The sequence below is a fragment of the Mesorhizobium sp. M8A.F.Ca.ET.057.01.1.1 genome (genome assembly GCF_003952565.1).
Taxonomy (GTDB): domain Bacteria; phylum Pseudomonadota; class Alphaproteobacteria; order Rhizobiales; family Rhizobiaceae; genus Mesorhizobium.
Window position 1 is genome coordinate 6,266,540 of the sequence record NZ_CP034454.1, and the last position, 12,118, is coordinate 6,278,657.

At 64.4% G+C, this 12,118-nt stretch carries 9 protein-coding genes and 1 pseudogene; 4 read left to right on the forward strand and 6 right to left on the reverse strand.

Annotated elements, in window-relative coordinates; translation table 11 throughout:
• Positions 1 to 2: 2 nt before the first annotated feature.
• Both deoC and EJ077_RS29740 read right to left on the reverse strand, forming a co-directional pair.
• A complete protein-coding gene (gene deoC, locus EJ077_RS29735; RefSeq protein ID WP_127871140.1) occupies positions 3 to 1,049 on the reverse strand; it encodes a deoxyribose-phosphate aldolase in 1,047 nt (348 codons plus the stop codon).
• A gap of 207 nt (positions 1,050 to 1,256) precedes the next feature.
• The gene (locus EJ077_RS29740) at positions 1,257 to 2,084 is read right to left on the reverse strand and encodes a ferredoxin--NADP reductase (protein ID WP_127275363.1); all 828 of its coding nucleotides are present in this window, start codon (positions 2,082 to 2,084) and stop codon (positions 1,257 to 1,259) included.
• 220 nt (positions 2,085 to 2,304) lie between these two features.
• Between EJ077_RS29740 and EJ077_RS29745 the strand changes: the two genes are divergently transcribed.
• From EJ077_RS29745 to EJ077_RS29755, 3 genes are all read left to right on the forward strand, one after another.
• Positions 2,305 to 4,389, forward strand: a complete 2,085-nt coding sequence (locus EJ077_RS29745; protein ID WP_208698405.1) for a hydantoinase/oxoprolinase family protein — start codon at positions 2,305 to 2,307, stop codon at positions 4,387 to 4,389.
• 16 nt (positions 4,390 to 4,405) lie between these two features.
• Positions 4,406 to 6,103, forward strand: coding sequence for a hydantoinase B/oxoprolinase family protein (locus EJ077_RS29750; protein ID WP_208703165.1), 1,698 nt, complete (start codon positions 4,406 to 4,408; stop codon positions 6,101 to 6,103).
• Positions 6,104 to 6,288: 185 nt separating this feature from the next.
• Positions 6,289 to 7,404, forward strand: a complete 1,116-nt coding sequence (locus EJ077_RS29755; RefSeq protein WP_208698406.1) for an aminomethyltransferase family protein — start codon at positions 6,289 to 6,291, stop codon at positions 7,402 to 7,404.
• 279 nt (positions 7,405 to 7,683) lie between these two features.
• On the opposite strand, the gene EJ077_RS29760 is transcribed toward EJ077_RS29755, so the two are convergent.
• The 3 genes from EJ077_RS29760 to EJ077_RS29770 form a co-directional block, all read right to left on the reverse strand.
• Complete coding sequence (locus EJ077_RS29760; RefSeq protein WP_208698407.1) at positions 7,684 to 8,340, reverse strand: methionine ABC transporter permease; 657 nt, start codon at positions 8,338 to 8,340, stop codon at positions 7,684 to 7,686.
• The gene (locus EJ077_RS29765) at positions 8,321 to 9,409 is read right to left on the reverse strand and encodes a methionine ABC transporter ATP-binding protein (protein ID WP_208698408.1); all 1,089 of its coding nucleotides are present in this window, start codon (positions 9,407 to 9,409) and stop codon (positions 8,321 to 8,323) included. The genes EJ077_RS29760 and EJ077_RS29765 overlap by 20 nt, the downstream gene beginning before the upstream one ends.
• Before the next feature lie 84 nt (positions 9,410 to 9,493).
• Complete coding sequence (locus EJ077_RS29770) at positions 9,494 to 10,348, reverse strand: MetQ/NlpA family lipoprotein (RefSeq protein WP_208698410.1); 855 nt, start codon at positions 10,346 to 10,348, stop codon at positions 9,494 to 9,496.
• Here EJ077_RS29770 and EJ077_RS29775 point away from each other — a divergent pair.
• Positions 10,347 to 10,565: a hypothetical protein gene (locus EJ077_RS29775; protein WP_208698412.1), complete on the forward strand. Its 219-nt coding sequence runs from the start codon at positions 10,347 to 10,349 to the stop codon at positions 10,563 to 10,565. The two genes, EJ077_RS29770 and EJ077_RS29775, sit on opposite strands and share 2 nt — an antisense overlap.
• Before the next feature lie 25 nt (positions 10,566 to 10,590).
• Here EJ077_RS29775 and EJ077_RS29780 read toward each other — a convergent pair.
• Positions 10,591 to 12,077 (reverse strand): annotated as a pseudogene (locus EJ077_RS29780) (aldehyde dehydrogenase).
• Positions 12,078 to 12,118 lie beyond the last annotated feature (41 nt).

Here is a 12,118-nt window from a genome sequence, read left to right on the forward strand (position 1 = left end):
CGCTACGCCATCGCGTGGCGGTGATTGGCCGAATAATGCCCGGTCAGATGATGCTCGAGCTGCCGCTCGATGTCGGTGAGCAGGCTCGACGCGCCGAAGCGGAACAGCTCGGGCTCCAGCCATGGCCGGCCGAGCTCTTCCTTCATCAGCACCAGCCAGTCGAGCGATACTTTCGCGGTGGAAATGCCGCCGGCCGGCTTGAAACCGATGAGATAGCCGGTTTCCTCGAAATAGGCCCTGATGGCGCGCACCATGGCAAGCCCGACGGGCAGCGTGGCGTTGACGCTTTCCTTGCCGGTCGAGGTTTTGATGAAATCCGCGCCCGCCATCATCGCCACCATCGAGGCCAGCATGACATTGCGCAGCGTGGCGAGGTCGCCAGTGCCCAAAATGACCTTCAGATGCGCGTCACCGCAGGCGGCACGCATCGAGACGATTTCATTATAAAGCTCGCGCCACTTGGCGCCGAACACCAGGCCGCGCGGAATGACGACGTCGATCTCGTCGGCGCCGTCCTTCACCGAGGCCTCTATTTCCTGCAGGCGGGTCGACAGCGGCGCCAGGCCGTGCGGGAAGGCGGTGGAGACGGCGGCGACATGGATGCCGGTGCCGCGCACGGCGTCAACGGCCGTGGCAACGAAGGGATGATAGACGCAGACCGCGGCCGGCCGGATGGTTTCGCCCGCAATGCCGAGGCCTTCCATGATGTCGCGGCGCAGCGGGTTGATCGCCTTGGCGCAGAGCCGGCGCACGCGCTCCTCGGTGTCGTTGGAGTTGAGCGTCGTCAGGTCCATGCAGGCGATCGCCCGCAGCAGCCAGGCGGCCTGGTTGTCGGCCTTGATCGAGCGCCGCTTGGTCAGACTGGCGACGCGGCGTTCCAGCGCCGAGCGGTTGACGCTGCGCACCGATTCCAGAAAACCAAGATCGAGTTTCAGGCCGGGATTGCGCGCGATGTGATGATCCAGCGGCACCGGCGTGTTGGCGGCGGCGCGTGCCGGCAGCGGCGTCACCTTGGTGCCAAGATCGGCTTCGCGGATTGTGCTGCTCATCTCCTGCCCTTTCATTCAGCGGCGTGCGCCTGATGTCTTGGCGCATCGTTCTCCCAAAGCCGTTCGACACTTTTGGGCGACACGCACGAAGATAGCCCGCGAAGCCGTGCTTCACGAGTCCTCAAGCGAGGGATAGCTGAAAAAGGCCGCGAAAGCAGCTGATTTTTGACCGGAAGGTCAAAACCAGGTTTTTGGGAGACCCGCGCCTCAGCCGACGAAGGCGCGTTCGACGACGAAGCTAGAGGGGTGGCTGAGCGAACCTTCCTGGAAGCCGAGGCTTTCGGCCAGCTCCTTGACGTCCTTCAGCATGTGCATCGAGCCGCAGATCATGATGCGGTCGGTTTCCGGATTGAGCTTCTCGATGCCGAGATCGCTGTAGAACTTGCCCGAACCGATCAGCGCGGTGATGCGGCCCATGCGCGCCGACTCTTCGCGTGTCGTCGAATTGTAGAGCGTGACGCGGCCGGCGGTCAGCTCGCCGATCAGCGGGTCGCTTTCCAGTGCCGCCACCAGTTCCTGGCCATAGATCAGCTCGGCATTGTCGCGGCAGGTATGGGTCAGGATCAGCTGATCGAATTTCTCGTAGGTGTCGGGGTCGCGCAGCAGGCTGGCGAAAGGCGCGATGCCGGTGCCGGTCGAGATCATGAACAGCCGCTTGGCCGGCGTCAGCGCGTCGACGACCAGCGTGCCGGTCGACTTCTGGCGCATGATGACCGTGTCGCCGACCTGGATCTTCTGCAGTTCCGAGGTCAGCGGGCCGTCCGGCACCTTGATCGAGAAGAATTCCAGCTCTTCGTCCCAGGCCGGGCTGGCGACGGAGTAGGCGCGATACACCGGCTTCTCGGCATTGGGCAGGCCGATCATCACGAACTCGCCCGAGCGGAAGCGCAGCGATTGCGGACGGGTGATCCGGAACGAGAACAGCCGGTCGGTATAGTGCTTCACCGAGACGACGGTTTCGGCATAGACATTGGCCGGAATCGGAAACTGCAGCGGGCGGGCTTCAGCGGTATTGAACGCGGGCGTGGTGTTCATCAATTCCAACCTTCTCGCCCAATTACAGACGCGGGCGCCAAACTTTCCCGTGCGCGCCCGAACCATTCAGGTTCCGGCGTGCCTTGCACACACTGCGAGGCGGTAAGCTCTTGTGTCGAGAATTTATTAGTATACAAACGATATTTGCGTCAAGATGCCGCCATAAAACACCTTTCCAAACTGCGGCATATCCGTAGTCCCAGCATTTCGGGTTTCGACAATGAAAGAGAATTTTTCGGTGCAACCGCCGGATTCCCTGGGCAGCGTCGTCGCCGGCATCGATGTCGGCGGAACCTTCACCGACCTGCTCCTGATCGACGGCAAGGACGGCGGCAAGGTGTATCTGGCCAAGACCCCGACTACGGTCGACAACCAGGCCTTTGGCGTGGTTTCGGCGCTTGGCGCCACCGGCTTTCCGGTCGACGGCATCGATCTCATCGTGCATGGCACGACCACCACCACCAACGCGGTGCTAGAGCGCCGCCTGGCCAGGACCGGCATGATCACCACGCGCGGTTTTCGCGACGTGATCGAGCTTGGCCGCCGTACGCGGCCGCAACCCTATGGCATGACGGGCACCTTCGTTCCGGTCATTCCGCGCAATTTGCGGCTGGAGGTGTCCGAACGCGTCGAGGCATCAGGCGCCATCCGAACGCCGCTCGACGAGGCAGAAATGCGCGATGCCGTACAGGCGCTGATCGCCGCCGGTTGCGAATCCCTCGTCATCCACTTCCTGCATTCCTACGCCAACCCTTCGCATGAACGGCGCGCCGCCGAAATCGCCGCCGAATTCTGGCCGAACGGCTACATCACCACGGGCCACGCGCTGCTGTCGGAGGCACGCGAATTCGAGCGCGGGGTAACGGCCTCGGTCAATGCCTCGGTGCAGCCGATACTGGAGCGCTATGTCGAGCGGCTGCGCAAGGAATTGGCCGACAAGGGCTATGCCCGCGACTTCCTGATCATGAACGGCAATGGCGGCATGATATCGGCCCGCTTCGTCACACGTGAATCGGCAAAGACCGTGATGTCGGGGCCTGCCTCCGGCGTCATCGCCGCCGCCTATACGGGCAAGCGCGCCGGCTTCGAAAACCTTGTCACCTACGATATGGGCGGTACTTCGACCGACGTGGCGCTGATCCGCAACGCCGAGCCGGCGGTCTCGAATGAGATCGAGATCGAATATGCCATGCCGATCCATGTGCCGATTGTGGCGGTGCATACGGTTGGCGCCGGCGGCGGTTCGATCGCCCGCGTCGATGCGGCCGGACTGATCCAGATCGGTCCGGAAAGCGCGGGCGCCAATCCCGGCCCGATTTGCTATGGGCGCGGCGGGACCGAGCCAACCATCACCGACGCCAATCTGGTGCTCGGCCGGCTAGCGCCGAAGAAGCTGCTAGCCGTCGACAATCCGGTCACAGCGGAGCGCGTCACCGGCATTTTCGAGGACCGGATCGGCAAGGCAACCGGCCTGTCCGGCGTCGAAGCGGCTGGCGCGGTGCTCAGGCTCGGCAATATGAAGATGGCCGGCGCCATCCGCATGGTATCCGTATCGCGCGGCCACGACCCCCGCGATTTCGCGCTGTTCGCCTTCGGCGGCGCCGGGCCGCTGCATGCGACGGCGCTCGCCCGCGAACTCGGCCTGCCCAAAGTCCTGGTGCCGGCGCGTCCCGGCATCACCAATGCGCTCGGCTGCGTCGTCGCCGATCTGCGTCACGACTTCGTCAACACCATCAATCAGCCCGTGGCGTTGCTTGATGAAGCCCAGCTCCACCAAGTATTGGAACGGCACCGGAACGAAGGCGAGGAGCTGATCGCCAAGGAAGCGGTGAAGCCGGCAACGATCCGCGTCACCCACTCCGCCGACATGCAGTTCGTCGGCCAGACCCACATCATCAACGTGCCGTTGCCGTCCTCCTCGGTAACGCGCGCTGCATTGCAGGGCCTGTTCGAGAAAGCCTATTTCGCCCGCTTCAAGGTCGAGTTGCCGGAAATCCGCGCCAACCTCGTCAACCTCAACACCTCGGTCACCGGTGTCAGGCCGGCGATCGACCTGTCGCGGTTGATCGACCCGGTCGGGCGCGCAAAAACGCTCAAAGAGGCGCGGCGCGAAATCCGGCCGGTCTGGTATGCCGGCCACTGGCACGACACGCCGGTGTATATCAGGGAAAAGCTGCCGCTCGATGCGGTCATCGAAGGTCCGGCGATCCTCGAACAGATGGACGCCACCACCGTGCTCGAACCCGGCGACCGCGCGCGCTGCGACGCCGACGGCAACATCATCATCGATATTGGCGAGGCCTGAAATGCCTGACATTGATATGGCAAAGCTCGACGCCATCACGCTTTCGGTCCTCCAGGCGGCCTTGCAGCAGGTCTGCGACGAGATGGACCTGACCTTTTCCCGTGCCGCCTTCTCGCCCGTCATCGCCGAGGCCAATGACCGCTCCGACGGCATCTATTCGGCCGTCGACGGCTCGCTGATCGCGCAAGGCAGCCAGGGCCTGCCGGTGTTCGTCGGCGTCATGCAATATTCGACCAGGACGGTGATCGAAATGATCGCCGACGGCCGCTGCCTGCTGCCGGAGCCGGGCGACATCTACATCGTCAACGACCCCTATCTCGGCGGCACGCATCTGATGGATGTGCGCTTCGCCATGCCGGTCTATCGCGGTGAAAAGATCTTCTGCTGGTTGTCGAACACCGGCCATTGGCCTGATATCGGCGGTTCCGTGCCGGGCGGCTTCTCCGCGTCCGCGACCGCCGTAGAACAGGAAGGCCTGCGGCTGCCGCCGGTAAAATTGTTCAAGAAGGGCGTGCTCGATCCCGAAATCTACGCCATCATCTGCTCCAACATCCGGGTTGCAGACCAGCGCATCGGCGACATCAGGGCACAGGCCGCCGCGTTGCTGATCGGCCAGGACAGGCTCAATGGAATCCTGGATCGTTACGGAGACGAAACCGTTGTCGAGGCGATCGCCGAACTGCGCCGGCGCGCCGCCGAGCAGATGCGCGCCAACATATCCGCCATTCCCGACGGCACCTATCGTTCCAAGGCCTTCGTCGATTCCGACGGGGTGATCAACGAACCGCTGACCATCGCGCTCGCCGTCCAGAAACAGGGCGATAGGCTGACCTTCGATTTCACGGGCTCATCAAAGCCCTGCGCCGGTCCGATGAACAGCGTGCTGGCGACGACCTTGTCGTCGGTCTATCTCGCCATGCGCCATATCTTCCCGGATGTGCCGATCAGCGCCGGCGCCTTCGAGCCACTCGAGGTCAAGCGGCCGGAAGGCACCTTCCTGGACGCGAAGTATCCCCGCCCGGTCTCGGGTTGCGCCGCCGAGGTCTCGCAGCGCATCGCCGAGGCGGTGTTCGCGGCCATGGTGCAGGCGCTGCCCGACAAGGTGACGGCGGCTCCCGCCGGCTCCAGCGGCAATTTCGCGCTCGGCGGCAGCGATCCCGCGCGCGGCCGCGATTATGTCATGTACCAGATCTCAGGCGGCGGCTATGGCGGCAATTCGGGCCATGACGGCCTGACCAATGGCTGCTCGACCATCGGCATTTCGAAATCGCCGCCGGTCGAAATCATGGAGCAGGCTTTTCCCGTGCTCTACCGGCACTATGCCTTGCGCGAAGGCTCTGGCGGCGCCGGCAAGCATCGCGGCGGTTTTGGCCTCGCCTACGAGGTCGAGATCCTGCGAGGCGAGGCGCGCGCCTCCTTCGTCATGGACCATGGCCGTTTCGGCCCGCAGGGCGCGCTCGGCGGTGGGGATGGCGAGCCCAACAGCGTGACCGTCTTCCGCAATGGCGTAGAACACATACCGCCGCACCTCTCCAAAGAGCAGGACATCCCGCTGAAGGCCGGCGACCGCGTGCGCGTCGGCACGCCTGGCGGCGGCGGCTATGGCGATCCGCGTGAGCGCGACCCGAAACTGGTCGCTCAGGATGTCCGGCTTGGTTATTACACTGCTGAGCAAGCCAAGGATCTGTTCGGGACCGAGGCACAAGCAAGCTGACCAAACTCGGATGAGCCGCCCCGCGCCGTGATCGCCGCATGGCATGTCGTTTCCGTCTCCGCCGGGAGCATGAAAGCCCGTAGATTTATCCGGTCAACGGAGATCTCGAACATGCATCTTTTGGGTCGTCTCGTGCTTGCCGCTTCCGTCGCCTTCGCGCTTGCCACCGGCGCTGTTTGACTATCTTGGCTGAGCGGCGTTCCCCTTTCTACAGCAGCATCGTCGGGCTTGGCGCGACCATGGGCCGGGTCGGTGGCGATTTCATCTCGGCCAAATACTATTCCGGCATTGCCGACGAGCACCTGAACACCCGCGCCAATGTCGGCGTGCAGGACCTCAGCACCATGGGCAAGATGGACATCAAGGGGCCCCACGCCGAGGCGCTGGTCAACCATGTCATCGTCAATGACGCCGCGGCGATGAAACCGGGCCAGGTGCGGTATTCCACCGTCTGCCGCGAGGATGGCGGCATCATGGACGACCTCACCATATTCCGGCTGGCGCCGGAGCATTTCATGCTGGTGACTGGCTCGGTCAACCGCCTGAAGATGCTGCCCTGGCTCCAGCATCATGCTGAGGGCCGCAAGGCCTATGTCACCGACATCACCGCGGCGGTCGCCTTCCCGACCATCCAGGGGCCGCGCTCGCGTGAACTCCTCAAGGCTCTGGTCAGCGATGCCGATCTCGATGGGTTGAAGCGCTGGGCGTTCACCTCGGGTCGCGTCGGCGAAACCAAGGTCATGATTTCGCGCACAGGCGTGACCGGCGAACTCGGCTTCGAGCTGTTCGTGCCGGCGGATGAGGCGACCTCGGTCTGGGAGGCGCTGATGCGGACTGGCCAAGTCTTCGGCCTGAAGCCCTATGGCGTGCTGGCGATGTTCACGCTCGGGCTGGAGAAGGCCTATCCAGCCCATGGCATCGACATGGACGAGAGCCGCACGCCGTTCAATGTTGGCCTCGACCGCTGGATCAAGTTCGACAAGGGCGATTTCGTCGGCCGCGAAGCGCTGCTCAAGATCCGCGACAAGGGCCTCGACGAGCGTTGGACCGGCCTGATCCTCGACGGCGACAAGCCGGCGGCGACCGATGCCAGGGTGCTGGCTGACGGCAAGGATGTGGGTGTGGTCACCTATAGCGACCACGGCTATTCACTTGGCAAGGTGCTGGCGACCGCGCATCTGCGGTTGCCGTTCACGGCTGTGGGCACCGAACTCAGCATCGATATACGCGGCAATCCTACCCGCGCGGTCGTGGCGCCGATCCCCTTCTTCGACCCGGAAGGGGTTAGGTTGAGAGGCTAGCGCGGCTTGCCTCGGTGGGCCGCTTGCTTCGGTAGTTAGCCGTAACGCCCTTTGCTTCGTCATCCACGGGCGGAGCAAGGAGCGCAGCGACGCGGCGCAGACCCGAGGATCCATGCCGGGACTCTGACGCGTCACCACGGTGCAGAATTCTGCTCCGCCGCACCTTCGACGCCGGTCGCGGCATGGATCCTCGGGTCTCTGCGACGCCGCTTCGCGGCTGCTTCGCCCGTGGATGACGAAGTCGAGGAGCCTCGCCTCATTCCTGGCAAGCCTACCAGCTCACCCCCGCCGATCCAGCCGCGCCACCAGCCGGTCGCCCGCCCACTGGATGCCGCAGACCAGGACGATCAGCACCACGACAACAGCAATCATCACGCTGGTTTCAAACCGCTGGTAGCCGTAGCGAATGGCGAGGTCGCCGAGGCCGCCGGCGCCGATGGCGCCGGCCATCGCCGAGGCGCCGACCAGCGTCACCAGCGTCACCGTGAAGCCGGCGACGATGCCGGGCAAGGCTTCGGGCACCAGCACCTCGCGGATGATGGTCCAACGATTGCCGCCCATGGCGCGGGCGGCCTCGATCAGGCCGTGGTCGACCTCGCGCAGCGACACTTCGGCGATCCGCGCATAGTAGGGCGTGGCGGCGATCGATAGCGGCACGATGGCAGCCCAGGTGCCGATCGAGGTGCCGACGATCAGCCGCGTCACCGGGATCAGCGCCACCAGAAGGATGATGAAAGGCACCGAGCGGAAGCCGTTGATGACGGCGCCGAGCACGCGATTGACCCACGGGCTTTCGGCAATGCCGCCGCGTTCGGTGGCGATCAGCGCCAAGCCGAGCGGCAGGCCGAACACCAGCGAGATCAGGCCGGAGGCGGCCGTCATCAGCACCGTCTCCCAGATCGACCGCAGCAGAAGCTCAAACAGGATCGGCGACATGGCCAAGCACCTCCACCCGCGCCTGGCGGGATTCCAGGAAAGCGATCACCTCGGCGAGATGACCCGCATCGCCGCCAGGGATGGAGAGGAACAGCGTCCCCACCGGCTCTCGCTGGATATGGTCGATGCCGCCATGGACGAGCCGGAAGGCACCGGGCACGGTTCTCGCAAGGTCGGACAGCAGCGGCCCGCGCGCAGGCTCGCCCGCAACGTCGACGCGCAAGATCGTTTCGGTACCACCCGCGGGCAGCAGCCGCGCCGCCAGCTCCGGCGGCAGTTGCGGCCGGATCGCGCCGAGCAGGCGTCTTGTGATGTCTGACCGTGGATCGGCGAACACCGACCAGACTGGCCCTTCCTCGACGATGCGTCCGGCGTCGATCACCGCCACGCGGTCGGCGATCGAGCGGATCACCTCCATCTCGTGGGTGATCAGCAGGATGGTCAGGCCAAGTTGCCGGTTGATGTCTTTGAGCAAGGCGAGGATGGACCGCGTCGTCTCCGGGTCGAGCGCTGACGTCGCTTCGTCCGACAGAAGCAGCGCCGGCCGCGCGGCCAGCGCCCGGGCGATGCCGACGCGCTGCTTCTGGCCGCCCGACAGCGACGTCGGATAGGCTTTCGCTTTCTCCGACAGGCCGACGAGATCGAGCAACTCCGCCGCCCGCTTCAGCCGTTCGGCCTTTGGCCGACCCTCGATCTTCAGCGGCAGCGCCACATTGTCCTCGACCGTCTTGGCCGACAGCAGGTTGAAATGCTGGAAGATCATGCCGATGCGCCGCCGCAGCGGCTGCAGGTCGCGCTCGCCGAGCCGGCTGATTTCGCGGCCCTCGATGAACACCTCGCCGGAATCGGGCCGCTCCAACCCGTTGAGGCAACGGATCAGCGTCGATTTGCCGGCGCCGCTGCGGCCGATAATGCCGAGGATCTCGCCCTTGCGCACCGTCAGGGAAATGCCGTCGAGCGCCGCCGTCGCGCCGAAGCGGCGCTTCAGCTCGACAAGGCGCACCACGTCCTGCGGAGGTGCATCGGCGTCGTTCGTGTTCTCGATGGCTGCGGTCACATGCTGGTTCATACGCGGATCCCGAAACAGGATTGCGGCCCGCGCATTGTGCGGACCGCTTTTCTTGTCAAGCAGACACTTTCGTGCCCGGATTGCTCAATAGGCGCTGAGGCCGGTGCCCTTGTAGACCTTGTCGAACTCGGCCTTGACCGCCTCGTTCTGGTAGGACGCCACCAGCGTCTTCACCCAGGCCTCGTTCTCGTTGCCGACCTTGACCGCAATGAAGTTGCGGTACGGATTGTCTGCGATCGGCTCCTGGGCGATGCGGTTTTCCGGGGTCAGGCCGCTTTTCAGCGCCCAGTCGGTGTTGACGACCGCAGCGTCGAGGTCCTCGACCGAGCGGCCGACGATGCCGGCGTCGAGTTCCTTGATCTCGACCTTCTTGGCGTTTTCGGCGATGTCGGCGGTGGTGGCCAGGATGCCGGTGCCGTCCTTCAGCTTGATCACGCCCTCATTCTGCAACACGCGCAGCGCCCGGCCTTCATTGGACGGGTCGTTCGGCACGCCGATGACAGCACCCTGGGGCAAGTCGGCGACCGCTTTATACTTCTTGGAGTACAGGCCGATCGGCCACACGCCGGTATAGCCGACGCGCACGATATGGTAGCCCTGGGTCTTGATCTGGTTGTCGAGATAGGGCTGGTGCTGGAAGGCGTTGGCGTCGATCTCGCCGCGCTCCAGCGCCTCGTTGGGCTGGGTATAGTCGTTGAACACCACCGTCTCGATGCTCAGGCCCTTCTCGGCGGCTTGAGCGACCACGACGCGCCAGACATCCTCGTCCTCGCCGCTGATGATGCCAACCTTGATCGCCTTCTTGTCCTCGGCGAACGAGGCATGCGGCGCCATCAGGGCGCCGATCGCGACGGCCGATGCGAACAGCAGAGCCAGGCCACTGCGGCGGTTCAGGGTTGACCTTGGGGAAGAGGGCAAAGTGTTGTTGAGGTCGGACATGATTGATCTCTGCGGTTGTGAAGTCATGGCAGCAAGGCGGATTGCCCAAGCTTGTTCACATCGTCAGAAATTCTATCGATTTTATCAAAGAACGCCTTTCGCCATTCTCCTTGAAGCTGGGAATATTCTCTCAAAAATTTTGAAGAAGGGAGTAAAAGACGCCCAGGATCGACCGCAACGGTTGCGGTGCGATCCGGCGGGCGTCGACAGGCGGTGAGGTTCTCAGCGAAGCCGGCGGCTCCTCAAAGGGCAATCCATGCCGTCTTCAGTTCGAGATATTTCTCCAGCGCGTGCAGCGACTTGTCGCGGCCGAAGCCGGATTGCTTGACGCCGCCAAGCGGCACGGTGATGTCGGCGCCGCCATAGGTGTTGACGTGGACGACGCCAGCATTGATGGCGCGCACCATGCGATGCGCGGTGGAAAGATTCGATGTCCACACCGCCGAGGCAAGTCCGTAGACCGTCGAGTTGGCAAGCCGCACCGCTTCCTCCTCGGTCTCGAAGCGCATCACGCCGAGCACCGGCCCGAACACCTCTTCGCGCGCAAGCTGCATGTCCTGCGTCACGTTCTCGAAGATCGTCGGCGCCATGTAGCTGCCGCCGGTCTCGGCCAGGATGCGTCCGCCGCCGGTGACCAGCCTTGCGCCCTCTTCAGCGGCCTTGGCGACGAAACCAAGATTCTTGTCCAGCTGCTCCGCGCTCGACACCGCGCCGACATCGCTTGCGAGATCGAGCGGATCGCCGACCTTCAGCCTTGTGGTCGCCGAGAGCAGTTCGTCCATGAAGCGGTCATAGACGGAGGCCTGGATAAGCAGCCGCGAGCCGGCGACGCAGACCTGGCCGGAATTGCGGAAGATTCCGTTGGCCGAGACGACCGCCGCCTGCTTCAAATCCGGCGCATCGGCGAAGACGATGTTGGGCGACTTGCCGCCGAGTTCGAGGAAGACGCGCTTCAGATTGGAACGGGCGGAGTATTCGAGCAGGCGGCGGCCGACCAGTCCCGAGCCGGTGAAGGCGATGGCGTCGACATCCCCATGCAGGCCGAGCGCTTCGCCGGTGACCGCGCCCCGGCCGGTCACGACATTGAGCACGCCGGCGGGCAGCCCGGCTTCGGCAGCCAGTTCGGCCAGCCGCAGCAGGGTCAGCGAGGCGATCTCCGGCGGCTTGACCACCACGCAATTGCCGGCGGCCAGAGCCGGCGCGATCTTCCAGGCGCCGATCATCAGGGGAAGTTCCAGGGAAGGATGACGCCGACCACGCCGAGCGGCTCCTTGTGGATCAGCCCAAGCACGTTGTCGGCGGTCGGCGCGATCTCGCCATAGACCTTGTCGATCGCCTCGGCGTAGTAGCGGATGGTGCCGGCCGCCGACAGCGGCTCGGCCTTGTAGGCCATGCCGATCTCGGTGCCGTTGTCGCGCACGCCGAGCACGGTCAGTTCGTCGACATGCTTTTCGATCAGCTCGGCGAGCCTGGTCAGCACCTTCTTGCGAAAGGCGGGGGCGGCGCGCGACCATGAACCCTTCTCGAACGCCTTGCGTGCCGAGCGAACGGCGCGGTCGATGTCGGCTGCATCGCCGTCGGCGATGCTGGCGAAGGTGCTGCCGTCGATCGGCGAAATCACCGGCAGGCTCGCGCCGCTTGCCGCCTCCGACTGCGCGCCATCGATGAACAGGCCGCGCGCGCCGATTTCCGCCTTGCGCAGTGTGTCGATGGCACTTTGACTGATCATTGTATTCTCACTTCAGGAGGGTCTGCGGGACGGCGTGATAC

What these genes read in the sequence shown, in the direction of transcription:
- deoC (WP_127871140.1), bottom strand. Translation starts at nt 1,049, where the DNA reads ATGAGCAGCACAATCCGCGAAGCCGATCTTGGCACCAAGGTGACGCCG.
- EJ077_RS29740 (WP_127275363.1), bottom strand. Translation starts at nt 2,084, where the DNA reads ATGAACACCACGCCCGCGTTCAATACCGCTGAAGCCCGCCCGCTGCAG.
- EJ077_RS29745 (WP_208698405.1), top strand. Translation starts at nt 2,305, where the DNA reads ATGAAAGAGAATTTTTCGGTGCAACCGCCGGATTCCCTGGGCAGCGTC.
- EJ077_RS29750 (WP_208703165.1), top strand. Translation starts at nt 4,406, where the DNA reads ATGGCAAAGCTCGACGCCATCACGCTTTCGGTCCTCCAGGCGGCCTTG.
- EJ077_RS29760 (WP_208698407.1), bottom strand. Translation starts at nt 8,340, where the DNA reads ATGTCGCCGATCCTGTTTGAGCTTCTGCTGCGGTCGATCTGGGAGACG.
- EJ077_RS29765 (WP_208698408.1), bottom strand. Translation starts at nt 9,409, where the DNA reads ATGAACCAGCATGTGACCGCAGCCATCGAGAACACGAACGACGCCGAT.
- EJ077_RS29775 (WP_208698412.1), top strand. Translation starts at nt 10,347, where the DNA reads ATGATTGATCTCTGCGGTTGTGAAGTCATGGCAGCAAGGCGGATTGCC.
- EJ077_RS29770 (WP_208698410.1), bottom strand. Translation starts at nt 10,348, where the DNA reads ATGTCCGACCTCAACAACACTTTGCCCTCTTCCCCAAGGTCAACCCTG.